This is a genomic window from Streptomyces sp. NPDC018031, assembly GCF_044327625.1.
In the GTDB taxonomy this organism is placed as follows: Bacteria; Actinomycetota; Actinomycetes; order Streptomycetales; family Streptomycetaceae; genus Streptomyces.
Genome location: NZ_JBIRFT010000005.1, coordinates 49226 through 72006, shown reverse-complemented (window position 1 = coordinate 72006; position 22781 = coordinate 49226). Strand labels below are relative to the sequence as shown.

Sequence of the window (22781 nt, the reverse complement as noted above, 5' to 3'; positions counted from 1 at the left end):
GGCCCAAGCGCACCTTTGATGGTGATTCGCCGTCAACCGACGGCACCGGGAGGTCACCCCGGCAGGCCCAGGCCCCGGTGCCGGGCCCGGCGGGCGGCGAGCCGCTCCGCCTCGTCCTGGGCCCGTAGGGCGGCGAGTTCGGCGCCGAGGACACCGCCGAGCCGGGACAGGAAGGCGTCCGCGGCGGACTCCCGCTCCGCGGCGGCCTCCCCCGGTCCGGCGGCGCCCGCCGCCGGACCCGTTCGCGGCCGGTCCGCCGCGCCCGGCGGCTCGTCCTCCTCGATGATCCGGTCCACGATGCCGTGCGCGGCCAGGTCGGCGGAGCGCACCCCCTGCCGGCCCGCGATCTCGTACGCCCGGGCGGTGGTGCGGTAGAGGATCGCCGACGCGCCTTCCGGCGGCAGCGGGGAGAGCCACGCGTGCCGCGCGGCGAGCACCCGGTCGGCCGGCAGCAGGGCGAGCGCGGCGCCGCCGGCCCCCTGGCCGAGCAGCAGGCACAGGGTGGGCGCGGGCAGCGCGACCATGTCGGCCAGACAGCGGGCGATCTCACCGGCCAGGCCGCCCTCCTCGGCCTCCCGGCTGAGTGCCGCGCCCGCGGTGTCGACGACCGTCAGCAGCGGCAGACCGAGTTCGGCCGCGATCCGCATGCCCCGCCGGGCGGTGCGCAGTCCGGCGGGACCGAGGGCCTGGCCGGGGCCGTCGGCCGGGTGCCGGTCGTGGCCGAGGACCACGCACGGCGTGCCGCCCACCCGCGCCAGGGCGAGCAGCAGACCCGGGTCGTGCTCGCCGGCGCCGGTGCCGCTGAGCGGGGTGACGTCCTCGGCCGCGGCGCGCAGCAGGTCGCGTACGCCGGGGCGGCCCGGTTCCCGGGAGCGGCGGATGGACGTCTCGGCGGACGGCGCCGCGGCCTCCCCGCCGGACTGGGTGCGCGCCTCGCCGGGCGCCCCTTCGGGCACCGGGTCCGGCCGGCCGGCGCCGTCCGCGCACAGGACCCGCAGCACCCGCGCGGCGACCTGGGCCAGTTGCGGTGGCGTGAGCACCGCGTCGACCAGTCCGTGCGCCAGCAGGTTCTCGGCCAGTTGCACTCCGGCCGGGAACTCCTCGCCGTACAGCGCCTGGTGCACCCGCGGCCCCAGGAAGCCGATGAGCGCGCCGGGTTCCGCCGAGGTGACGTGGCCCAGCGATCCCCAGGAGGCCAGCACCCCGCCGGTCGTCGGATGGCGCAGATGCACCAGGTAGGGCAGTCCGGCCGCCTTGTGCTCGGTGATGGCCGCCGCGACCTTCACCATCTGCAGGAACGCGACGGTCCCCTCCTGCATCCGGGTCCCGCCGGAGGCGGGCGCGGCGAGCAGCGGCAGCCGCTCCCGGGTCGCCCGTTCCACCGCCCGCACCAGCCGCTCCCCGGACGCCACGCCGATCGATCCGGCGAGGAAGCGGAACTCGCAGGCGACGACGGCGACCCGGCGGCCCGCGACCCGGCCCTCACCGGTGAGGACGGACTCGTCGAGGCCGGTGCGCGCCCGGGCCCGCTCCAGATCGGCGCGGTAGTCGGGGTCCTCGGTGGTGAGGGCGACCGGCTCGTCCCAGGAGCGCCAGGTGCCGGGGTCGGAGACGGTCTCGATCAGCTGGAGTGCGGAGGTACGGGCGGGTGCTCCGGTCATGGGACCACCTTCGCACGGGGCGGTGTCGGGCTCGCGCCCGGGCACCGGCGGCGCATCGGGGCCGCCGGGCGGTGCGCGGTCAGCCCTCCCCGCCGGCCGCCCCGGGCGGCCGGCGCTCCGGCGCGGGGGCGTCGGAGCCGGGGACGTCGAGCCCGGCCCCGGCGTCGAGTGCGGAGTCCAGCGCCCGGGTCAGCCGGTGCAGCCGGTTCCGCAGGTCGGTGAGTTCCCGCGGGTCCAGGCCGCTGGCCGCGATCACCTTCCGGGGGACGGCCTGGGCGTCCGCCTTGAGCGCCGCGCCGTCCGCGGTGAGCCGGACGGTGACCGAGCGCTCGTCGTGGGCACTGCGCTCGCGCTGCACCAACCCGGCCCCTTCCATGCGCTTGAGCAGCGGGGAGAGCGTCCCGGAATCCAGGCGGAGGTGGTCGCCGAGCCGCTTGACCGGCATCTCGCCGTGCTCCCAGAGCACCAGGAGCGCCAGGTACTGCGGATAGGTCAGCCGCGTCTCCCGGAGGACCTGGCGGTAGACGCCGCCGAAGGCGCGGGAGGCGGCGTGCAGGGCGAAGCAGATCTGGAGGTCGAGCCGGAGCAGGTCGTGCTCGTCGGCCGAGGCGGCGGGGGTCTGCGCCGGGGGTTCCGAGGGGCGTGCCATGCCCCCAAGCCTACCTTTTGGTTGTACACAACTAAGTTGTGCACTACTGTTCTGCCCGGCGGTCGGCACGGAACGACGCCGAACGCCCCCGGACACCCGCGGACCGGCCCCTGACCCGGCCCGCGGCATGACGCAAGCGACGCAGGCAAGGATGGTTTTCATGGACGCGCTGTACACCGCGGTAGCCACGGCCAACGGCCGCGAGGGACGGGCCGTGAGCTCCGACGGTCAGCTGGACCTGCCGCTGGCTCCCCCGCCGGCCTTGGGCGGCGACGGGCAGGGCACCAACCCGGAGCAGCTGTTCGCCGCCGGTTACGCCGCCTGCTTCGCCGGCGCGCTGGGTGTCGTGGGCCGCCAGGCGAAGATCGACACCAAGGACGTCTCGGTGACCGCCGAGGTCGGCATCGGCAAGGACGAGACCGGCGGTTTCGCGATCAAGGTCACGCTCCGGGTCGAGCTGCCGGAGAACCTCCAGGGCGAGACCGGCCGGGGACTGGTCGAGCAGGCCCACCAGGTGTGCCCGTACTCCAAGGCCACCCGCGGCAACATCCCGGTCGAGCTGGTCACCGAGTGACCACCGGCTGAGCGCGCGGGCCGGGGCCGGGCGGCCCCGGCCCGCGCACGGCCGTGCCGAGGTCGGCCGGAACGAACGCGGTGCCGTCGCAGGGCGGCCCGCACCCGCGCACGGCCGTGCCCCTCCCGCACCGGGACACCGGTGTGCGAGGGGCACCGGCTTTCCGCCGGCCGGAGCCCGTGGAGAGGGGTCGTCGGCCGCACGGGGTACGGCCGGAAGCCGAAGGGCCCGCCCCGGTGCGGTTCCCCCCGCTCACCCGCTCCGGGCGCCGCGCGCGGCGCCGTCGACGCTTCCGTGGCTCTCCCGTACCGCGATCCGGGCCAGCTTCGTCAGCATCATGCCGTTGCGGATCGAGACGATGTAGTCCACCGGGAGCCCGTGCATCCGGATACCGGGACCTCGCAGGGGGTGCCAGTCGAGGACGAACAGGGTGTTCCCGCCCCACGGGATCAGGTTCATGGCGATGCGGGCCGCGCCGAAGGGTTCCGCCTTCGCTTCCAGCTCCAGGCGGTGTCGCGGCTCGCAGACGCGAACCACGCAGGTGTCGTCGAGGACCACCGGGCCGGCACCGACCCTGACGTGCAGCCGGGCGCCCACGTCCGGCCAGTGCGGGTCGACGGCGAGGATCCGCCGCGTTCCCGAGACCCATTCCCCGTAGCGATAGCCGTCCGACAGCAAGCCCCAGACCCTGGACGGCGGGCTGAGGATCAACCGGCGGTTCCGGGACAGACCGACCACGCTCCTTCTCCCGTCGGGACCGGCGCCACGACCACGCGGCCAGGCGTGGCGCGCCTGGCCGTGCTGCTCGGCGAGTTGCCCCGACCCTAGCCGCGGCGCCCCTCCCCGGCACCCGGAGCCTCGGCCGGCCGGCGCGGATCGGCTCCGCCGCCGCCCGGGCCCTTCGGGGCACCCACCGCGAGGCTCTTCCGCCGACCGGGGCTCGCTCTCCGGCGCCGAACAGGACGGTGCCGGCCGGGACGGTGCCGTCCCGGGCCCGCTCTCCGGCTCCGGCCGGCGCGGTCAGCGGCGGGGCGCGAGGAGCCCGTCGGTCACCCGGCGGACCGTGTCCACGACGTCCGCCTCCCCCAGCCGCAGCGCGATGTTCGCGGCGGTGAGCACCGCGTCCAGCTGAAAGGCCGCCAGGTCGGCGTCGAGCGGGGCGATCTCGCCGGAGCCGGCGGCGTGCCGCAGCTCTCCGGCGAGGAGCGCGAGCCAGTCCCGGTGCTGTCCGGACAGCGCGTCCCGGACCGGCCCCGGCCGGCTGTCGAAGTCGGCGAGGTTCGCGACCCAGAAGCAGCCGCCGGCGAACAGCGGCGCCTCGGCGTAGGTGATCCAGCACTCCGTCAGCGCGCGCAGCCGGGCGGCTCCGGCGGGCGCGGCCGAGGCGGGCCGCACGACCGCGTCGAGAAACGCCTCCCGTGCCGACGCGACAGCGGCGAGCTGCAGCCGCTCCTTCGTCCCGAACAGGGTCGCCACCCCGCTCTTGCTGAGCCCGAGGTCGGTCGCGAGCCGGCCGATGCTGAGCCCGTTGAGCCCCTCCCGGGACGCGACGTCGACGGCGTGCCGGGCGATCGTCCGCCGGGCCCGCTCGCCGCGCAGCAGCCGCCGGTCGGTCGTCCTTGCCCCGCCGGGCCCGGGCCGGCCCCCGGACGGGTCGCCGTCGCCCCGGCCGGCCGGGCCGGGTGCCGCGCCGGCAGCCGATCGCCGCTCGCTCTCGCTCATGGCGGCCATCCTGCCATGCCTTGCCAGAAAAGCACGAACGGTCGTACGTTCATTTCCGTGACCGCCACCGCGAGGATCCTCACCGAAGAGTCCGACCCCTTCTGCCTGCCGCCGGCGCGCGCCGCGGAACTCCTCGCCGGCGCGCCCTGGCGCCGGTTCGCCGCCGTCGGCGACAGCCTCTCGGCCGGGACCGGGGACCCCAGCCCGGGGTACGCCACCCTGGGCTGGCCCGACCGGGTCGCCGACGTCCTGCGCCGGGTACACCCCGATCTGGCCTACCTGAACACCGCCGAGACCGGCGCGACGACCGCCGGGACACTGGCCGCACAGGCGGACCGGCTGGCCGCGTTCGGCCCCGATCTGGTCCATCTGCCCTGCGGGGCGAACGACCTGTTCCGCGCGGCGCCGGACTTCCCGGCGATCGAGCGGGATCTGCGGCGGCTGTTCGCCCTCGCCGCGGGCACCGGTGCGCAGCTGACGGCGTTCACCCTGGGCAGCGCCTTCGTGGTGCCGGGGTTCCCGGACTGGCCGGACAGGGTGCGCAGGGTCAACGCCCTCACCCGCGGACTCGCCCGGGAACACGGCGCCGTACTCGTCGACATGTGGGACCACCCGGTCAACTCCCGCCCGGACCTGCTGAGCGCCGACCGGATCCACTTCGCCATGTCGGGCCAGGCGGTGCTGGCCGCCGAGGTGGTCCGGGGGCTCGCCGGCCTGCTCGCCGCGCGCCGCTGAGGCGGCCGCCGGCGGTCCGCGCGGCCGGCGCGGGCTAGGCGGCGCGCAGGTGGCCCGCGGGCCGGACCGCGCCCGCGCCGAACCGCGCCCGGGCCCGGTCGGCGGCGGCTTCGATGCGCCGCGCCTTGTCGTCCGCGGGGTCGAAGGTCAGCTGGTGCGCGGCGGACCCGGCGTCCGCCAGCCCCTCCGCCCGCAGGCTCAGGGACCGGACCCGCGCCCGCTCCAGACCGAACGCCGTGTGCAGGGCGTAGGCGGTGGCGACCAGCACCGGGGTGTGCGCGGTCGGTTCCGGCAGCGCCCGGCCGCGGGTGGTCACCGACCGGTCCGCGTAGCGCACGGTGAGCGTGAGGGTGCGGGCCACCCGGCCCTCGGCGCGGAGCCGGGCCCCGAGGCCGTCGGCGAGCGTCAGCAGGGCGCGGCGGCGCCGGCCGGGGTCCAGTTCGTCGTGGTCGAAACGGTGTTCCGCGGCGAGGGAGCGGGCGGGGGCGTTGGGGGTGACGGGCGCCGGGTCGATGCCGCGCGCCCGCTCCTGGACCCGCCGCCCGGCCGCCGCGCCCAGGATGCGCTGCAGGGTGGGCAGCGGTGCGGCCGCGATCCGCTCGACGCTGTCCAGCCCGTACGCGCGCAGGGCCCGGGCGGTCGCCGGTCCGACGCCGTCCAGGGCGGTCGCCGGCCTGCGGGCGAGGAAGGCGGCCACCGCCTCCGGGTCGTCGGGGACGGTACGGACCGCGCCGGCCGGGCCGCCGCCCCGGCCCGCGGACCGTCCGGCGTGCTCCAGGTGCGCGGCGGCCGCCATCCGGGCGAGCAGCGGGTTGGCGGCGACGCCCACGGTGCAGTCGACGCCGTACCGGGCCAGCGCCCGGACCCGGACGATCTCCGCCAGGCCGGCCGCGTCCCGGTCGAAGTAGCGCAGCGCGCCCCGGACATCGGCCAGCGCGGCGTCCGGCGGCAGCGCCTCGACCACCGGGGTCAGCTCGGTGAGCAGGGCGAGCAGCCCCTGGTACGTCTCCGCCCCCGGCTCCGCTCCGCCGGCGGTGTGGAACCGCAGGTAGAGCACGCCGGGCGGCCGGCCGGTGGTCCGCCGGGCGGGCACCGGCAGCCGCGCGCCCGGCCCCGGCCCGCCGGCCGTCCCCGGGTTCCGCCGGGCCGTTCCGCTCTCCGGTGTCATCCCGCGCTCCCCGGGCTCGCGTGCCACAGCTTGCGGCCGGTCGCGGCCCCCTCGCCGGCCGGTCTGAGGTCGGCCCACGGGTGCATCTCGTACCCGGTGGGCAGCTGGATGCGGCGGTCGGCGCCGGCCGCCGCGCCCGCCTGCGCGGCCGGCGCGGCGAAGGTGTCGTCGGGCGCCGCGGATCCCCGCGGCCGGCCGTCCGCCGCCCCCGTCACCCGCTCCGGCGCCTGCCCGTCCGGCGCTCCCGCGGTACGGCCGGCCGGCGCCGCGAGTTCGGCCGCGACCGCCGGCAGGCCCCCGGTGCGGCGCAGTTCGATCAGGTCTCCGAGGTTCCACGCCGCCGATCCGACCACGCTGAGGCTGCGCGGGCCGCGCCGCTGGACCACTCCCCGGACCAGCAGCAGCCAGGAGTGGAAGACGGTGTGCGCGCACGCCTCGTGGCTGTCGTCGAAGAAGGCGAGGTCGGCCAGGCCGGTGCCGTCGTCGAGGGTGACGAAGATGACGCGCCGTCCGGAGCGGATCGGCGGGGTCTGGGTGGCGGCCTTGGCCCCGGCGACCAGGACGGTCTCGCCGTGCCGGGCCGTCCGCAGCCGCCTGGCCGGGAGCACGCCCAGCTCCTCCAGGAACACCTGGTGGTCCCGCATCAGGTGCCGGGAGACGTCCATGCCGAGGATCTCCAGTTCGGCGCCGACGCGCTCGGCCGGGCCGAGGTCGGGAAGCCCGGCCGGGGCCGCCTCCGCGGCTTCGGCGAGCGGCAGCTGACCGCCGTGCGCCCCGCCGCGCGAGGAGCCGTGGCGGTGCAGTTCGGCGATCCGGAGCAGCAGGTCCCGGCGGTTGCCACCGAACCGGTCCAGCGCGCCGACCTCGGCGAGCCGTTCGGCGACCGGCCGTCCCGGACGGGCGCGCAGCCACAGGTCCTGGAGCGAGGAGTACGGCCGGCCGGCGGCGATCCGCGCGGCTTCGGCCTCGCTGATGCCCCGGACGTCGCAGAGCGCCATCCGCAGCCCGAGGGTCCGGTCGCCGGCGGGCTCTTCCTCCGGCCGCGCACCGGACCCCCCGTCACCCCCGTCGCCGGACACCAGTTCGATTCGATAGGCCGTGTCGGACCGGTTCACGTCCAGCGGGAGGATCGGCACCCCGCGCCGCCGCGCGTCCGCCAGCAGCAGCCGCTTGGGGTACATCCCGGGGTCGTGGGTGAGCAGGCCGGCGTAGAAGGCGGCCGGGTGATGGGCCTTCAGCCAGGCGGACTGGTAGGTGGGGACCGCGAAGGCGACGGCGTGCGCCTTGCAGAACCCGTAGGAGCCGAACGCCTCCAGGATCTCCCAGGTGCGCGCCAGCACCTCCGGGCGGTACCCGCGCTCCGCCGCCTCGGCGTGGAACCAGGCCCGCACCCGGCCCTGCCGTCCGGGGTCCGACAGGGCGCGGCGCGCCTCGTCCGCCAGGTCGGGTTCGCAGCCGGTCATGATCGAGAGGATCCTGATCACCTGCTCGTGGAAGACGACGACGCCGTAGGTCTCGCGCAGCGCCTCCTCCAGGTGGGGGTGCGGGTAGCGGGGGCGGGCGCGGCCGTGCCGGGCGTCGATGAAGGGCCGCACCATGTCGGCCGCGACCGGACCGGGGCGGAACAGCGAGATGTCGACCACCAGGTCGTGGAAGGTGGCGGGCTGCAGCCGCCCGACCAGGTCGCGCTGGCCGGGCGATTCGATCTGGAAGCAGCCGAGGGTCTCGGCGGACCTGATCAGCTCGTAGGTCGCGCGGTCGCCGGGTGGCACCTGGGCCGGGTCGTCGAGGTCCAGCGGCCGTCCGGTGACCCGCTCGACCTCCCGGGCGGCGTGGGCCATGGCGGACTGCATCCGCACACCGAGGACGTCGAGTTTGAGCAGTCCGAGCTCCTCCACGTCGTCCTTGTCGAACTGCGACATGGCGAAGCCCTCGCCGCTGGTCGGCACCACCGGCGTACGGCCCAGCAGCCCGGCGTCCGAGAGCAGGACGCCGCAGGGGTGCATGGCCATGCCCCGGGGCAGCGCGTCCAGCGACTCCACCAGCCCCCAGAATCCGCCGAAACGATTCTGCGCCCAGCCGTCGACACGCGGCACGGCCGGCTCGCCCCGCTCCCGCAGCTCCCGCAGCTCGGGCAGTTCGGCGATGGCGGCCCGGGCGTCCCTGGCCCGGATGTGCGGGAAGGACTTGGCGATCCGGTCCACCTCGGCCGGATCCATTCCCAGGGCCGCGCCCACGTCCCGCACCGCGTGCCGCACCCGGTAGGTCTCGGGCATCGCGACGGTGGCGACCCGGGCCGCCCCGAAGCGGTCGAAGATCGCCCGGTAGACGTCCAGGCGCCGCGCGGACTCCACGTCGATGTCGATGTCGGGCAGCGCGCGCCGCCGCACCGACAGGAAGCGCTCCATCAGCAGCCCCTGCTCGACCGGGTCGGCGTGCGCGATGCCGAGCAGGTGGTTGACCAGCGAACCGGCCCCGGAGCCGCGCGCGGTGACCCGGATGCCGAGCGCCCGGGTGTCGTCGACGACCTGGGCGACGGTGAGGAAGTACGAGGCGAAGCCGAGCCGGTCGATGGTGCGCAGCTCGTCCTCCAGCCGCCGCCACCGCCGCTCGTCCCGGTCGTGGCCGCGCAGCACCATGGCGGCGGCGCAGCGCTCCCGCAGCACCCGTCCGGCGGTCCGGCCCGGGCGGCCCGCGGTGCCGCCGCCCGCGCCGACCAGGTGCGGCTCGGGGAAGTGCACACTGCCGAGCCCGAGGTCGTCCTCGGGGTCCACCACGCACCCGGCGGCGGTGCGCCGGGTCTCCGCCAGCAGCCGGTGCGCGGCGTCCTGGCGGAATCCGGCCGCCTCCACGATCCGCCCGGCGATCCGCGCCATGTCCTCGGGCCCCTTCAGCCAGCCCTCGCCGCTGTCGAGCGCCGCGGGCCGCCGCAGATCGACCGGCACCAGCCGGCGGGCCGCGTCCAGCACGTCGGCGACCGGGCCCTGACCCGGGTCGGCGTACCGGACGGCGTTGCTGAGCACCGCCGGCACGCCCTGCTCGGCGGCGAAACCGACGGTACGGGCGGCCAGCCGCAGGGAGCCGGGGCCGGTGCCGGTCCGGCCGTGCCAGACGGCCTCCAGCCGCAGCGCGTCCCCGAACAGTTCCCGCCAGGGGGCCAGCAGCCGGGCGGCCCGGTCGGGCCGGCCGGCGGCGAGCGCCCTGCCGACACCGGAGTCCATGCCGAGCAGCACGGTCAGCGGGGCGAGGGCGTCGGCGGCCGCGCCGGCCAGGTCCTCCGGGTGGAGCACGGGGCGGGCCTCGCCGCGGGCGTGGGCGGCGGAGACCAGACCGCACAGGGCGGCCCAGGCGGGGGCGCCGTCCCGGGCGAGGAAGGTCACCCGTTGCGCGGGCTCGTCGACGAACGCGCCGCCGCGCACCGGGGTCCGCCGCCGCGCCGTCGTCCGGGGCGGCGGACCGCCGCCCTCCGGGGCACCCTCGCCGACCGCCAGGTCGACCCCGAAGACCGGGCGCACCCCGGCCACGGCCGCGGCCTTGGCGAAGCGGACCGCTCCGGCGAGGCTGTCGCGGTCGGTGAGCGCCACGGCGTCCATGCCCCGCTCGGCGGCCCGGTGCGCCAGCTGTTCGGGGTGCGCCGCGCCGTACCGCAGGGAGAATCCCGAAGCGGTGTGCAGATGCGTGAAGCCCGGCATCCGCACCTCCTGCTGCTCAGCACCCCCTGACCGGCCTGTCGTCTCCCCCGCTCTCCACCATAGACCAATCCTCGAACATTCGTGCGACACGCGGGCAGGGGCGGCTTCCCCGCCCGGCCACCGTCCGGCCGGCCACCGCCCCCGCGGGCCGCGGCGCCCCGCCGCGCGGGCCGCGATGCCGCCATGCGTGGGATCCATGGCACCGTCTTCGGCCGGACGGGCCACGCCACCCGCACCTGACCGCCGCCGCCTGCACACCATGTGTCAGACACCGGCACCGGACGGACGGCGCGGCGAGGAGCCAGCATGACCCCCACGAGCACTGCCACCCACCTCTCCTACCGCGCGGGGGGCGGGGGCGCCGTGACCAGGCGCGCCGCGCTGCTGGTGATCGGCGTGCTGGCGATCCAGCTGGCGTTCGTCACCTCGTACCTGGGCGCCTTCCACCGCCCCGAGCCGCACCGGGTGGATCTCGCCGTGGTCGCCCCCGAGCAGACCCGCGGCGAGCTGGTGCGGAACCTCGACGACCTGTCCGGCGAGCCGCTCGACGCGCACCCGGTCCAGGACGAGGCCGAGGCGGTGCACCGGATCCGGCACCGGGAGACCGACGCGGCGCTCGTGGTGGACCCGCGCGGCACCCGGGACCGGCTGCTGGTCGCCGGGGGCGCGGGGGCGTCCCTCGCGCAGGCCGTCGAGCAGGTGGTCCGCCAGGTGGAGCGGGCCGAGCGCCGCTCCCTGGCCACCACCGACGTGGCCCCGGCGAGCAGTGGCGACTCCCGCGCGCTGTCCGCGTTCTACCTGGTGATCGGCTGGTGCGTGGGCGGTTACCTGTGCGCCGCGGCGCTGGCGATCAGCGCCGGGGCCCGCCCCGCCACGCCCCGCCGGGCCACCGTCCGGCTCGGCGTGCTCGCGCTGTACGCCGCCCTCTCCGGGCTGGGCGGGGCGATCATCGCGGGCCCGGTTCTGGACGCGCTGCCCGGCAGCCTCTTCGCGCTGTGGGGGCTGGGCGCCCTGGTGGTCTTCGCGGTGGGCGCGGCGACCCTGGCGCTCCAGGGGCTCCTGGGCGTGGTCGGCATCGGGGTGGCCATCCTGCTCGTGGTGGTCCTCGGCAACCCCAGCGCGGGCGGGGCGTACCCGTACCCGCTGCTGCCGGACTTCTGGCGGACGATCGGGCCCGCGCTGCCACCGGGCGCCGGCGTCTGGACCGCCCGTTCGATCGCGTACTTCCAGGGCAACGCGGTCACCGGTCCGCTGCTGGTACTGGCCGCGTGGGCGGCCGCGGGGACGCTGCTCACCCTGCTCTCCTCGGCGCTGCGGGGCCGCACCCACCAGAGTCCGGAGCTGGTGCCGCGGGCCCCCGACCACCCCTACGGGTGAACTCCGCCGCGCCGGCCGGCACCGCGGGCGGACCCCCACGAGGAGGGGACACACAGCCGCGAACCCACCCGAATCCGGCCTGTCGCGGCATCCCGCTAACGGCGGTTTCCGGTCGAGCCGGTCCGGCCGACCCGCACCCCCCGTACCGGCCGGTGACACGGAGCGGTCGCCCGGTTACCCACGGCACGCCGGTCGCACGTCACATGACGGTGGGTGGACAGGTGATATACGGAGAGATACCAGCCATCGGAACGACACAATCAGCCACTATGTGATTGCCGACCGTGACCGGAAGCGATCGTTCGAGATGCACTCGACGCCCACTTGGGCAAGACTCCCGTCCGGTATCTGCAACCGCGAGCAAGGGAGTGTTCGAAATGCGGAAGATCGCTGGAGCGATCGGCCTGGGTGCCGCCCTGACCATGGGCTGCCTGGTGACCGCCGGCGGCGCGAGCGCCGAACAGGCGCAGCCGCGCAGTCTGTACGCGCCCTCCGCGCTGGTCCTCACCATCGGATACGGGGAGGACGCCCGGACGGCCACGGTACAGCGCGCGGTGACGCTGAGCTGCAACCCGAAGGCGGTCGGGACGCACCCGGCACCCGCCGAGGCGTGCGCCGAACTCGACCGGGTCCAGGGCGACTTCACGGTGCTGCAGGCCGCGGGCACCGCGCCGGGCACGTTCTGTACCAAGGACTACCGGCCGGTGGTGGTGACCGCGCAGGGCGTCTGGGAGGGCCGCTCGATCCGGTACACGCACACCTTCTCGAACAGCTGCGTGATGCAGTCGACGAGCCCGGTCTTCGCGTTCTGATCACCGGTTCGAGTCACCGCTGATCCCACGGTCCTGCCCTCCCCGCAGGAAGAGGCCCCCGGACACATGCAGGGTGTCCGGGGGCCTCCCCGTTCCATGGGACCGGTCGCGGGCCGCTCACCCACCGGCTCGCCGAGGGTCGTCACCGCTCCGCGTGCCGACGGCCCGCGAAGGGTCAGCCGATCTCGGCCCCGTACGCCGAGAGGGCCTCGGTGACCGGCTGGAAGAAGGTCTCGCCGCCCGAGGAGCAGTCACCGCTGCCACCGGAGGTGAGGCCCAGCGCCGTGTCGCCCGCGAAGAGCGAGCCGCCGCTGTCCCCCGGCTCCGCGCACACGGTGGTCTGGATCAGGCCCTCGACGGTGCCCTCCTGGTAGTTGACGGTGGCGTTCAGCGCGGTGACCTCACCGTCGTGCACCTGGGTGGTGCTGCCGCTGCGCTGCACCTGCTGGCCGACCGTGGCCTCCCCCGCCGAGGCGATGGCCTGGGTGTTGCCGTCGTACAGGTCGACCGCGCTCGGGTGCTCGACCTCGGCGGTGTACTTCACCAGCCCGTAGTCGTCACCGGGGAAGCTGCTGCCCTCGTTGGCCCCGATCTCGGGACCGCCCTGGGACTCCGACCAGCTGCTGATCGACTCGGTGCAGTGCCCGGCGGTCAGGAAGTACGGCTGGCCGTCCTTGACCACGTTGAACCCGAGCGAGCAGCGGCCGCCGCCGCCCCAGATGGCGTCGCCGCCCTCGATGAGCGGGCGGAAGGCGCCGGCCGAGCGCCGAACCTGGACCCGGTCCCCCAGCGAGTCGGCGACCTTGTCGAGCCGGGCGAGCCCGGCGCCCCGCACCGTGCGGTCGGCGGTGACGACGACCGTGTTGGTCCGGGGGTCCATCGCCCAGGAGGTGCCGGGGATGGTGGCCTTGGCCTTCAGTGTGGCGCGGGCCGCGTCCAGCCGGGCGAGCGAGTGCTCCACCAGCCGGGGCTCGGCGCCCGCGTCCCGGACCCGCTCCGCGGCGTCCCGGTCCACCACGTTGACCACGAGCTTCCTGGCCTCGGCGTCGTAGTAGGAGCCGGCCGCGTCATCCCCGAGGGATGCGGTGAGACCGGTGGCGAGCTCGCCTGCGGCGGTGACCGAGAGGGTGTCCGGCCCGGCGGGTGCCGCGTTGGCGTTCTGCAGGGTGAGGGCCGCGACGGCGAAGGCCGCCACGCTCGCGCCGGCCACGACCGCGCGGCGCCGGGGTATGCGTCGGTGCTTCAACTCAGAACCTCCAGTGGGGGGATGGGCCCGGCAGTGGGGTGCCCGGCCCGGAGGGCTGGTGGACATGGACGCCATCCGAAGTCGCGTCCATGCCAACTGCCCGTCGAGTATTCCGAGCCCTCCGGGGCGCACACAAGGTCGCGTTCGGGTCAGCCGAGCGAGGGTCGACCGCGCTCCGATGCCGCGGGCGCACCGGTGCCCGCGCACGTGGGACACGGCGCGGGCACGGAGCGCGGTCGGCGGATCGACGACGGGTGACGGCTGTAACTGTCCGGTAGCCGCCCGTCCCCTTCCGCTATCCGGCCGGCCGCCCGGGCCGGGCTCCGCCGGCGGCGGCGACGTCGGGATACCGCTGCGCCGTCGCCCCGGCGCGGGCCTGGGCCTCCTCCCGGCCCGCGATCGCGGGGCGCGGTCCGTCCGGGTGCGACTCACCCGAGCGCTGCTCACCGCGCGCCGGGTCCCGCGACGACTCCCCCGGCTGTCCGCCCCGCTCCCGCTCCAGGAAGCGCAGCAGCTCGACCGGGATGGGGAGCACCAGGGTCGAGTTCTTCTCGGCGGCCACCGCCATCACCGTCTGCAGCAGCCGCAGTTGCAGCGCGGAGGGCGTGTCGGCCATCTGGGAGGCCGCCTCCGCCAGTTTCCTGGACGCCTGCAGCTCGGCGTCCGCGTTGATCACGCGCGCCCGCCGCTCCCGGTCCGCCTCCGCCTGCCGGGCCATGGACCGCTTCATCGTCTCCGGCAGCGAGACGTCCTTGATCTCGACCCGGTCGATGTGCACGCCCCAGCCCACCGCCGGGCTGTCGATCATCAGCTCCAGGCCCTGGTTGAGCTTCTCCCGGTCCGAGAGCAGGTCGTCCAGGTCGCTCTTGCCGATGATGGAGCGCAGCGAGGTCTGGGCCATCTGGGAGACCGCGAACCGGTAGTCCTCCACCTGCACGACGGCGTCGGCGGGGTCGACGACCTTGAAGTAGACGACCGCGTCCACCCGCACCGTGACGTTGTCCCGGGTGATGCCCTCCTGGGCGGGCACCGGCATCGTCACGATCTGCATGTTCACCTTGCGGAGCCGGTCCACGAGCGGAACGATCATGGTGAATCCGGGCGGGCGGACCGCGGAACGGAGCCTGCCGAGCCGGAACACCACGCCCCGCTCGTACTGCTTGACCACCCGGGCCGCCGCCAGGGCGTAGGCCGCGGCCCCCACCAGTGCCACGACCACTGCTGTCACGAGCTCGCCGACCATCGCGCCCACCTGCCCGTCCGTATCGCGAGCGATGCCCTCATTGCTCCATTAGTGGCTTTCATCCACGATAATCCTGCGAGGGCGACGGCGGGGAGGCCATCGCACACGGACGAGCCCCCGCCCGGCGTCCCGGGCGGGGGCTCCCCTGCTGTCGACGGCAGGTACCGCTGGTCATGACCGGCCGGTCATGGGGTGGGCGGGCGACTGATCAGTAGACGCTCACGCGGTACGCGTTCAGCGCCTCGACCACCGGCTGGAAGAAGGTCGTACCGCCGGAGCTGCAGTTGCCGCTGCCGCCGGAGGTGAGCCCGAGCGCGGTGGTACCGGAGTACAGCGGGCCGCCGCTGTCGCCGGGCTCGGCGCAGACGGTGGTCTGGATCATGCCGTAGACGACGTCGCCGCCGCCGTAGTTCACGGTGGCGTTCAGCGCGGTGACCCGGCCGCTGTGGGTGCCGGTGGTGCTGCCGCGCCGGGTCACCGTCTGACCGACGGTCGGGTTGGCGGCGCGGGTGATGTCCTGGCTGCCGACGGTGCCGGAGGGCGTGACCGAGCCGCTGTAGCGAACCAGCCCGTAGTCGTTGGTCGGGAAGCTGGAGCCGGCGGTCGGGCCGATGACCGTGGTCCGTCCGGAGTTGGCATACCAGGTGCTCGCGCCGTCGGTGCAGTGCCCGGCGGTCACGAAGTAGTTGGCCCCGCTGCTGTTGCGGACGTTGAAGCCGAGCGAGCAGCGGCCGGTGCCCGAGTAGATGGCGTCACCGCCGGAGATCAGCTTGGTGAACGTGCCGGGGGTGCGCTTGATCTCGATGGCACCGGCGTTGTCACCGGCGGCCTTCTTGATCCGGGCTATCTCCGCCCGGGAGACGGTGCTGTCAGCGGTGACGACAAGGGTGTTCGTCTCCTTGTCGACATACCAGGCGGTCCCGGCCACGTCGGCGTCGAGCACCGCTTCACCGGCGACCTTGGCCTCCGCGGCGGTGTAGGTGCGGGCCGAGCTGTCCGAGGCGCTGGCGGCGGCCGGGACGGCGACCGCGGCGGTGGCCACGATCACCGAGGTGGCGGCGATCAGCTTGGCGCGTCCGGCGACGCCCGCGCGGGGGGTGGTGCGCTTGATCCTCAACTCTTCCTCCGAAGGAATCGGGGGTCCGCCGTGGGTGGGGAGCGGGCCCGTGAGGCGCAGTCGGGCACACGGCGGACTCCGCTTCTGCCGTGTTCCTGACAAGCGCTGCGGGAAGTATTCGCGCAGCGGTCCGACCAACGCAAGACCGCGAAACGGACATGGCTCACCGCACAGCGGCATGGCCCCGGCGGCTCGTCGGCCGCCGGGGCTGCGCGCACCCCTGCTTCCCCTCGGGTCGTCCGGTCCGACGGATCAGCCGCCCGTCAGGTTCCGCTCGCCCGCGGGGACGTCGAAGGGCAGGGTGTTGCCGGGCGGCGGGAACGGGCAGATGAAGTGGTCGGCGAAGGCGCACGGCGGCAGCAGCGCGCGGTTGAAGTCCAGGGTGAGTGCCCCGTCCGGCCCGGGCACCCCCGGCCGCAGGAAGCGGAACCGGTAGCTGCTCCCGCCGCTGGTGCCGTCGGCGAGGACGATCCACAGCGCGCCGTCGTCCTCGGCCACCGCGGCGAGCCGGTGCTCGGCGCCGCCGACCGTGAAGACGACCTCGCCCGCCAGGTGGAGGCCGCGCCGCCGCCCGTCGGCGTTCGCCACCCGGACCGCCCGGCTGTCCGGGTACGGCCGGTACACCGCGGGCACCGCCCACCGCGCGTCGTACCCGAAGGCGTCGATGCCGCGGAACGCGTGCCGGGCCGGCGCGTCGGGGTCGAAGACGCGCACCGCCCACCGGCCCTCCCGGCGCAGCACCACCAGCCGCCGCGCACCGCTGGTCACCCGGGCGGATTCCGGCCCGGCGTCGGTGCCCAGCCGCGCCGTCCCGTCGAGCGGCCGCCCGTCCACGCGCAGCCCGTCGGCCGCCGCGGCGCTCAGCACCAACTCCTCGCCGTCCACCGCCCACCGGCCGGGCACCCCGGGCAGTTCGCCGCCGGGCGCGGCGTCGTCCAGCCAGTGGGTACCGGTGAGCGCGAGCGGCCCGCCGGGAGCGGAGACCGCCTCCTCCCGGGCCCGGCGCCAGGACCGCCACTGGCGTCGCGCGTCGTCGTCCGTCCGGTCCGCGGATGTCGGGGTGCCCATGCCCGCACCCTGCCACATCCCGCCCGGACCCGACGGCGCTGCTCCGCGCCGGAAGTCCGGCCGCCGGCCGGTACCCGGCGCGAGGCATCCCCCGCACACATGCGCCAACGGTTCGGCGCGCACGCCTTCCTCGGGCCGGACCGAGTACGTCGGATAATCCCGGGCAGGGTCTCTCCATCACCCGTATGCCGCCGACGTCACCCGTCCGGCTCGGTGGAGTCCGCCCGTCGCCCCGTCAGTCCCGTTGTGCAGGAGGAACTCTGATCAGCAGACAATCGTTCTGCACCAGTACCGTTACGAAACCCCTGTGCGGCGGCTAACCACTTGGCGCATCATCCACATCATGGAGGACCATGGAGGGGCGGACAGTACAGACCGTTGGTGAGAGGAGGCGTCCATGGGATCGGTGCGCAAGGCGAGTGCTTGGCTTGGCCTCGTCGACGACAGCGATGACGAGCGCTACTACGACGACGACTACGCCGAGGGGCCCGAGCCCAGCGACGCCTGGGTGACCGACCCCCGGGTCCGGGTCACCGACCGGACCGCGCAGGACCAGGGCACCCGCATCGCGACGGTGACCCCGGACGGCTTCCGGGACGCCCGCACCATCGGGGAGCTGTTCCGGGACGGCGTCCCGGTGATCGTGAACCTCACGGCCATGGAGCCCACGGACGCCAAGCGGGTGGTGGACTTCGCCGCGGGGCTCACCTTCGGCCTCCGCGGCTCCATCGAGCGGGTGGCCACCCGGGTCTTCCTGCTCACCCCCGCGGACTACCGGATCGTGAGCGGTGAGAGCGGCCGCGGCACCGGCGGGTTCTTCAACCAGAGCTGAGGGCCGTGCCGCCCCGGGCCGGGCCGGCACGGCCCCGTCCGGCGGCCGGTACGCCCCCGCGGGGCCGGCGGAACACCGGGCCCGGAGGGCGTCCGGCTCCCCCGAGCCTCCCCCGCCGGGGCCCCGCGCCGCGGCTGAGCCGGCGCCCGCGCCGGCAGCGCTCAGCGGAACGCGTCGAGGCCGGTGAGGGCCTTGCCCAGCACCAGTTGGTGCATCTCGACGGTGCCCTCGTAGGTGAGCACCGACTCCAGGTTGGTCGCGTGCCGCATCACCGGGTACTCCAGCGAGATCCCGTTGGCGCCCAGGATCGTACGGGCGGTGCGGCAGATCTCGATCGCCTCCCGGACGTTGTTGAGCTTGCCGAAGCTGACCTGCTCGGGGCGGAGCCGCCCGGCGTCCATCCGCCGCCCGAGGTGGTGGGCGAGCAGCACCCCCTTGTGGAGTTCCACCGCCATGTCGGCGAGCTTGGCCTGGGTGAGCTGGAAGCCGCCGATCGGCCTGCCGAACTGCTCCCGGGTCCGGGAGTACTCCAGGGCGCTGTCGAAGCTGGCCCGCGCCGCGCCCATGGCACCCCAGACGATTCCGTAGCGGGCGTGGCCGAGACAGTTGAGCGGACCGCGCAGCCCGGTCACCCCGGGCAGCACCGCGTCGGCCGGCAACCGCACGTCGTCCAGCACCAGCTCGCTGGTGACCGAGGCCCGCAGCGACCACTTGTGGGTGATCTCGGGGGCGGAGAACCCGGGTGCGTCGGTGGGAACGGCGAAGCCCCGGATGCCCTCGTCGGTGCGGGCCCACACCACCGCGACCCCGGCCACCGAGCCGTTGGTGATCCACATCTTGCGGCCGTTGAGCACCCAGTCCGAGCCGTCCCGCTTGGCGTAGGTGCGCATGCCGGCCGGGTCGGAGCCGTGGTCCGGCTCGGTCAGGCCGAAGCAGCCGATGATCTCGCCCGCCGCCATGCCCGGCAGCCAGCGCTCCTTGAGCTCCTCGGAGCCGAAGCGGTGGATGGCGTACATCGCCAGGGACCCCTGTACCGAGACCAGGGACCGGATGCCCGAGTCGGCGGCTTCCAGCTCCAGGCAGGCCAGGCCGTACTGCACCGCGCTGGCGCCCGCGCAGCCGTACCCCTGGAGCGTCATGCCGAGGGCGCCGATCGAACCGAGTTCGCGGGCGAGCTCCCGGATCCCGGGCAGTTCGCCCCGCTCGTACCAGTCGGCGATGTGCGGCAGCACCCGGTCGGCGGCCCACTGCCGGACGGTGTCCCGGACCGCGAGCTCCTCGGGATCCAGCAGGTCGTCGATGCCCAGCGGGTCGGTCGGGTCGAACGGCGGCAAGCTACTCGCGGACATGGGTGCGCCTCCGGCTGGGGATCTTCACGGCTCCCGCCGACGCTACGGCCGGGTAAGCCCCCGCGTCCAGACCCGCCCGGTCCGCCGGCCGTCCGGCGCCGTCCCGGCCGCGCGGGAACCGGCCGCGGGCCGGCCGGCCCGGCGGCCCGGAGGCCCGGTGGGCGGGGTCAGCGGGGGCGCTCCGCGCTGGCCCCGGCGCGCTCCCGGGCGGGTTCCCGCCCGTCGTCCCGCCCGTTGCCGTCCCCGCCGTCGTCCCGCCCGGGGGGAGTCCGCTCCGGGGCGCCGGCGGCGTCCCCGGTGGCCGCCGGGGTCTCGCCGTGCGCCGGGTCCGTGCCGTCCGGCACGGACCCGCACTCCATCGCGCGCGGCAGCCGCAGCGCGGCCAGCGCGCCGATCACCAGCAGCGCGGCGCTGACCGCCATGGTGACGTGCAGACCGTGGACGAAGGACTCGCGGGCGGCGGCGCGCAACGCGCCGCCGACCTGGCCGCCGAGCCGGTCCGCCACGTCGTACGCCTCGCCGATCGACTCCCGGGCGGTGGTGAGGTCGTGGCCCGGGACGCCCGGCACCGAGGGCACCCCGGGCGCGTACGCGGCGTTCATCACACTGCCCAGGAGGGCGATGCCCGCACCCGCGCCGAGCTGGTACGAGGTCTCGCCGATGGCCGCGGCACCGCCCGCGGACTCGGGGGGCGCCTCGCTGAGCATGGACTCGTAGCTGCCGAAGAGGGTCATCTGCAGGCCGAAGCCGAGGACGACGAACCCGCCGAGGAGCAGCAGCGGCCGGTCGGACTGTCCCATGAAGGTGAGCGAGGCCACGGCCAGCGCGGTGAGCAGGAATCCGGTGGCGACCATGGTGCGCGGTCCCAGCCGGTGGAGCATGCGCGACCCGACGATGCCCGCCGCCATGGCGGCGCAGGTGAGCGGCAGCAGCCGCAGGCCGGTCTCCAGCGGGGTCAGGCCCAGGACCAGCTGGAGGTACTGGGCGGCGACCAGTTCCAGGCCGACCAGCGCCAGCAGCGCCAGCACGATGCAGCCGACGGATATCCCGAAGGCGGGGCGGGTGAAGAGCGTGAGGTCCACCAGGGGGTGGGTGCGGCGCCGCTGCCTCCGGACGAAGGCGGCGAGCAGGGTGGCCCCCAGGGCCATCGGGCCGAGAGTGGCCGGTTCCAGCAGGGCCTCGCCGCTGCCCAGCCGCTTGACGCCCAGCACCAGCGAGGCCAGACCGACCGCGGCCATCACGGCGCCGAGGACGTCCCAGGGGCCGTTCCGGTCCCCGGCCGACTCCGGCAGCAGCCAGCGTCCCACCGGCAGCGCGACGACCATCAGCGGGATGTTGATCAGGAAGACCGAGCCCCACCAGAAGTGCTCCAGCAGGAAGCCGCCGAGCAGCGGACCGCCGGCCGCGCCTATACCGGCGACGGCGCTCCAGATGCCGATGGCCAGGGCGCGTTCCCGCCGGTCGGGGAAAACCTGTCGCAGGATCGACAGCGTGGCTGGCATGATCATGGCGCCACCGACGCCGAGCAGTGCCCTGGCCACGATGAGGATCTGCGGCGAGCCCGCGAAGGCCGCGAGTGCCGAGGCGGCGCCGAACAGCGCGTAGCCGAAGAGCAGGATGCGGCGGCGCCCCACCCGGTCGCCCAGGGTGCCGAAGAGGATCAGCAGCGAGGCACAGACCAGCGGATAGGCGTCGACGATCCACAGCAGCTCGATGGCGCCGGGCCGCAGGTCCTCGCTGACGGCGGGGACCGCGACATGCAGCACCGTGCCGTCGACGGCGACGAGCAGCAGGCTGACGCAGAGCACGACGAGCACGAACCAGCGGTTGGCGTTGCCACTCGCGTCCGTACCGCGCCGTTGCCGGGGAACGCCCGCCGTCCGCCGATTGCCGGCCGTGGTCGTCCCGGACATGTACGCACCTCCCTGTCTTGCGCTCGCGACCGAGACCGGGCGAGGCGGGGAACACGGACGACGTGGTCCCGGCGGCCCGGTGGCATAGGCGAGTGAGACGTCAGAGTACGCGAGTCCACGTGTGCGCCGTATGCCCCAGGTCATCTTGAGACCCACCTCGCAGCGCGGCGGCGGGCGCCGCCACCGCCGCCGACCCCCGTCGCCGGCCCTCGCCACCGCCTCCCACGGGCCCCGCTCCCCCGCCCCGGCGGGCCGCTCCCTCCCGGGCGGCCGTCGCCCACCGGCGGGCCGGCGGGGAGTCGCGATGCCCGATAATCAAGATCATGACCGATCTGGCTCCGCCCCCCGCCATCACACGGAGCCCCGGCGACGGCGCGGTGCGGACCGCCCTGCGCCGGGCCGCGCCGGCACTGCTGGTGTATGCGGGGACGCGACTGCTCGGCCTGGTGGTTCTGGGGATCTGGGCCGCGGTCGCGGACCGCGACGCCCATCAGCTGCTCGCCCGGCGCTGGGACTCCCTGTGGTACTCCCGGATCGCGGAAGGCGGCTACGGCCACTCGGTGCCGATGCCGGACGGCTCGGTCCACTCCGACCTGGCGTTCTTCCCGATGCTGCCCTGGCTGGAGCGGCTGGGCGCGGCCGTGTCCCCGCTGTCCGCGGCGGACACCGGCCTGCTGGTGAGCGCGGTCGCCTCGGTCTTCGCCGCGTGGGCGCTGTTCGCGGTCGGGGAGCGGGTCGCCGGCAGCCGCGCCGGTGTGATGCTCGTCGCGCTGTGGGCGGCGCTGCCGGTCGGCGTCGTCCAGTCGATGGCCTACTCGGAGTCGCTGTTCACCGCGCTGGCGGCGTGGGGGGTGTACGCGCTGCTCGCCCGCCGCTGGGTGGCCGCCGGCGTCCTGGCGGCGCTGGCCGGGCTGACCCGTCCGGTGGGCGCCGCGGTGGTGGCGGCGGTGTGGATCACGGCGGCGGCCGAGCTGTGGCGGGACGCCGGCCGGCGCCGGGCCTGGCGGCGGGAGTGGCCGCTGCTGGCCGGGGTGGCGCTGGCCCCGCTGGGCTGGGTCGGCTACTTCGTCTGGGTCGGGGTGCGGACCGGCAGCGTCACCGGATATCTCGATGTGCAGGCCGGCTGGGGGAACGGTTTCGACGGCGGTCTCGCGTTCGCCGGGTTCATCCTGGAGCGGCTCTTCTCCCCGGGCTTCCTCGCCGGGGCCGCGCTGCTGATCGGGGTGGGGCTGCTGCTGTGGCTCTTCGCGCTCGGGGTGCGGAGCCGCCTTCCGCTGCCGCTGCTGGTCTACGCCGGGGTGGTGCTGACCCTGGCACTCGCGGCGAAGGGGTACTTCGGCTCGAAACCGCGCCTGCTGATACCCGCCTTCCCCCTGCTGCTGCCGCCGGCGGCGGCCCTGGGCCGGTGGCGCCCGGCACGGGCGTGGCCGGTGGTGGCCGTGGTGGCGGTGGGTTCCGCGGTCTACGGGGCCTTCTGGCTGCACGGCTCGGGTCCCCCGTGAGGCCGGTGCGGGCACGAGGTCCGGCGCCGGGAACCGGCCCGAGCGGCAGGCGACACCCAGGGAAACTCCATGGAACGTGAAGGCCAATCAGCGATAAACCTTCTGACGCGAAAAGCATAAA

The 22781-nt window shown here is 75.4% G+C and carries 18 protein-coding genes; 6 read left to right on the top strand and 12 right to left on the bottom strand.

Annotated elements, in window-relative coordinates:
* Positions 1-53 precede the first annotated feature (53 nt).
* Both ACH4B3_RS14900 and ACH4B3_RS14895 read right to left on the bottom strand, forming a co-directional pair.
* Positions 54-1661, bottom strand: a complete 1608-nt coding sequence (locus ACH4B3_RS14900) for a carboxyl transferase domain-containing protein (protein WP_398463232.1) — start codon at positions 1659-1661, stop codon at positions 54-56.
* A gap of 79 nt (positions 1662-1740) precedes the next feature.
* Positions 1741-2310, bottom strand: coding sequence for a MarR family winged helix-turn-helix transcriptional regulator (locus tag ACH4B3_RS14895; RefSeq protein ID WP_398463231.1), 570 nt, complete (start codon positions 2308-2310; stop codon positions 1741-1743).
* 160 nt (positions 2311-2470) lie between these two features.
* Between ACH4B3_RS14895 and ACH4B3_RS14890 the strand changes: the two genes are divergently transcribed.
* Positions 2471-2884: an organic hydroperoxide resistance protein gene (locus tag ACH4B3_RS14890; protein WP_398463230.1), complete on the top strand. Its 414-nt coding sequence runs from the start codon at positions 2471-2473 to the stop codon at positions 2882-2884.
* A gap of 252 nt (positions 2885-3136) precedes the next feature.
* Here the strand turns inward: ACH4B3_RS14890 and ACH4B3_RS14885 are convergent, their stop codons facing one another.
* Both ACH4B3_RS14885 and ACH4B3_RS14880 read right to left on the bottom strand, forming a co-directional pair.
* Positions 3137-3613 carry an SRPBCC family protein gene (locus ACH4B3_RS14885; protein WP_398463538.1) on the bottom strand — a complete coding sequence of 159 codons (477 nt, stop codon included), beginning with the start codon at positions 3611-3613 and terminating at the stop codon, positions 3137-3139.
* Between the two features lie 291 nt (positions 3614-3904).
* A complete protein-coding gene (locus ACH4B3_RS14880) occupies positions 3905-4606 on the bottom strand; it encodes a TetR/AcrR family transcriptional regulator (protein ID WP_398463229.1) in 702 nt (233 codons plus the stop codon).
* Between the two features lie 57 nt (positions 4607-4663).
* Between ACH4B3_RS14880 and ACH4B3_RS14875 the strand changes: the two genes are divergently transcribed.
* Entirely contained in the window at positions 4664-5341 is a 678-nt protein-coding gene (locus tag ACH4B3_RS14875; RefSeq protein ID WP_398463228.1) for an SGNH/GDSL hydrolase family protein, read from the top strand.
* 34 nt (positions 5342-5375) lie between these two features.
* On the opposite strand, the gene ACH4B3_RS14870 is transcribed toward ACH4B3_RS14875, so the two are convergent.
* Positions 5376-6509, bottom strand: coding sequence for a helix-hairpin-helix domain-containing protein (locus tag ACH4B3_RS14870; protein ID WP_398463227.1), 1134 nt, complete (start codon positions 6507-6509; stop codon positions 5376-5378).
* A complete protein-coding gene (locus ACH4B3_RS14865; RefSeq protein WP_398463226.1) occupies positions 6506-10201 on the bottom strand; it encodes a DNA polymerase III subunit alpha in 3696 nt (1231 codons plus the stop codon). Before ACH4B3_RS14865 ends, ACH4B3_RS14870 begins: the two co-directional genes overlap by 4 nt.
* 306 nt (positions 10202-10507) lie before the next feature.
* Between ACH4B3_RS14865 and ACH4B3_RS14860 the strand changes: the two genes are divergently transcribed.
* Both ACH4B3_RS14860 and ACH4B3_RS14855 read left to right on the top strand, forming a co-directional pair.
* A complete protein-coding gene (locus tag ACH4B3_RS14860) occupies positions 10508-11578 on the top strand; it encodes a DUF3533 domain-containing protein (RefSeq protein WP_398463225.1) in 1071 nt (356 codons plus the stop codon).
* A gap of 377 nt (positions 11579-11955) precedes the next feature.
* A complete protein-coding gene (locus ACH4B3_RS14855; RefSeq protein ID WP_398463224.1) occupies positions 11956-12390 on the top strand; it encodes a subtilase-type protease inhibitor in 435 nt (144 codons plus the stop codon).
* 175 nt (positions 12391-12565) lie between these two features.
* On the opposite strand, the gene ACH4B3_RS14850 is transcribed toward ACH4B3_RS14855, so the two are convergent.
* The 4 genes from ACH4B3_RS14850 to ACH4B3_RS14835 all read right to left on the bottom strand — a co-directional run bounded on the left by ACH4B3_RS14850 (position 12566) and on the right by ACH4B3_RS14835 (position 17064).
* Entirely contained in the window at positions 12566-13636 is a 1071-nt protein-coding gene (locus tag ACH4B3_RS14850) for a S1 family peptidase (protein WP_398463223.1), read from the bottom strand.
* Positions 13637-13931: 295 nt separating this feature from the next.
* Positions 13932-14879, bottom strand: coding sequence for a slipin family protein (locus ACH4B3_RS14845; protein ID WP_398463222.1), 948 nt, complete (start codon positions 14877-14879; stop codon positions 13932-13934).
* Between the two features lie 208 nt (positions 14880-15087).
* Positions 15088-15996: a S1 family peptidase gene (locus ACH4B3_RS14840; protein WP_398463221.1), complete on the bottom strand. Its 909-nt coding sequence runs from the start codon at positions 15994-15996 to the stop codon at positions 15088-15090.
* A gap of 252 nt (positions 15997-16248) precedes the next feature.
* Entirely contained in the window at positions 16249-17064 is an 816-nt protein-coding gene (locus ACH4B3_RS14835; RefSeq protein WP_398463220.1) for a DUF1684 domain-containing protein, read from the bottom strand.
* Between the two features lie 397 nt (positions 17065-17461).
* Here ACH4B3_RS14835 and ACH4B3_RS14830 point away from each other — a divergent pair, with 397 nt between their 5' ends.
* Positions 17462-17896 (top strand): cell division protein SepF, encoded by a 435-nt coding sequence (locus ACH4B3_RS14830; protein WP_398463219.1) that lies wholly within the window; start codon positions 17462-17464, stop codon positions 17894-17896.
* A gap of 161 nt (positions 17897-18057) precedes the next feature.
* Here the strand turns inward: ACH4B3_RS14830 and ACH4B3_RS14825 are convergent, their stop codons facing one another.
* Both ACH4B3_RS14825 and ACH4B3_RS14820 read right to left on the bottom strand, forming a co-directional pair.
* Positions 18058-19245, bottom strand: coding sequence for an acyl-CoA dehydrogenase family protein (locus tag ACH4B3_RS14825; RefSeq protein WP_398463218.1), 1188 nt, complete (start codon positions 19243-19245; stop codon positions 18058-18060).
* Between the two features lie 167 nt (positions 19246-19412).
* The gene (locus ACH4B3_RS14820; RefSeq protein ID WP_398463217.1) at positions 19413-21158 is read right to left on the bottom strand and encodes an MFS transporter; all 1746 of its coding nucleotides are present in this window, start codon (positions 21156-21158) and stop codon (positions 19413-19415) included.
* Between the two features lie 323 nt (positions 21159-21481).
* Between ACH4B3_RS14820 and ACH4B3_RS14815 the strand changes: the two genes are divergently transcribed.
* Positions 21482-22660 (top strand): glycosyltransferase family 39 protein, encoded by a 1179-nt coding sequence (locus ACH4B3_RS14815; RefSeq protein ID WP_398463216.1) that lies wholly within the window; start codon positions 21482-21484, stop codon positions 22658-22660.
* Positions 22661-22781 lie beyond the last annotated feature (121 nt).

Excerpts from the sequence above, each read along its gene's own strand:
- ACH4B3_RS14815 (WP_398463216.1), top strand. The coding sequence starts at position 21,482 with ATGACCGATCTGGCTCCGCCCCCCGCCATCACACGGAGCCCCGGCGAC.
- ACH4B3_RS14845 (WP_398463222.1), bottom strand. The coding sequence starts at position 14,879 with ATGGTCGGCGAGCTCGTGACAGCAGTGGTCGTGGCACTGGTGGGGGCC.
- ACH4B3_RS14820 (WP_398463217.1), bottom strand. The coding sequence starts at position 21,158 with ATGTCCGGGACGACCACGGCCGGCAATCGGCGGACGGCGGGCGTTCCC.
- ACH4B3_RS14835 (WP_398463220.1), bottom strand. The coding sequence starts at position 17,064 with ATGGGCACCCCGACATCCGCGGACCGGACGGACGACGACGCGCGACGC.
- ACH4B3_RS14870 (WP_398463227.1), bottom strand. The coding sequence starts at position 6,509 with ATGACACCGGAGAGCGGAACGGCCCGGCGGAACCCGGGGACGGCCGGC.
- ACH4B3_RS14855 (WP_398463224.1), top strand. The coding sequence starts at position 11,956 with ATGCGGAAGATCGCTGGAGCGATCGGCCTGGGTGCCGCCCTGACCATG.
- ACH4B3_RS14895 (WP_398463231.1), bottom strand. The coding sequence starts at position 2,310 with ATGGCACGCCCCTCGGAACCCCCGGCGCAGACCCCCGCCGCCTCGGCC.
- ACH4B3_RS14825 (WP_398463218.1), bottom strand. The coding sequence starts at position 19,245 with ATGTCCGCGAGTAGCTTGCCGCCGTTCGACCCGACCGACCCGCTGGGC.
- ACH4B3_RS14860 (WP_398463225.1), top strand. The coding sequence starts at position 10,508 with ATGACCCCCACGAGCACTGCCACCCACCTCTCCTACCGCGCGGGGGGC.
- ACH4B3_RS14900 (WP_398463232.1), bottom strand. The coding sequence starts at position 1,661 with ATGACCGGAGCACCCGCCCGTACCTCCGCACTCCAGCTGATCGAGACC.
- ACH4B3_RS14830 (WP_398463219.1), top strand. The coding sequence starts at position 17,462 with ATGGGATCGGTGCGCAAGGCGAGTGCTTGGCTTGGCCTCGTCGACGAC.
- ACH4B3_RS14880 (WP_398463229.1), bottom strand. The coding sequence starts at position 4,606 with ATGAGCGAGAGCGAGCGGCGATCGGCTGCCGGCGCGGCACCCGGCCCG.
- ACH4B3_RS14890 (WP_398463230.1), top strand. The coding sequence starts at position 2,471 with ATGGACGCGCTGTACACCGCGGTAGCCACGGCCAACGGCCGCGAGGGA.
- ACH4B3_RS14865 (WP_398463226.1), bottom strand. The coding sequence starts at position 10,201 with ATGCCGGGCTTCACGCATCTGCACACCGCTTCGGGATTCTCCCTGCGG.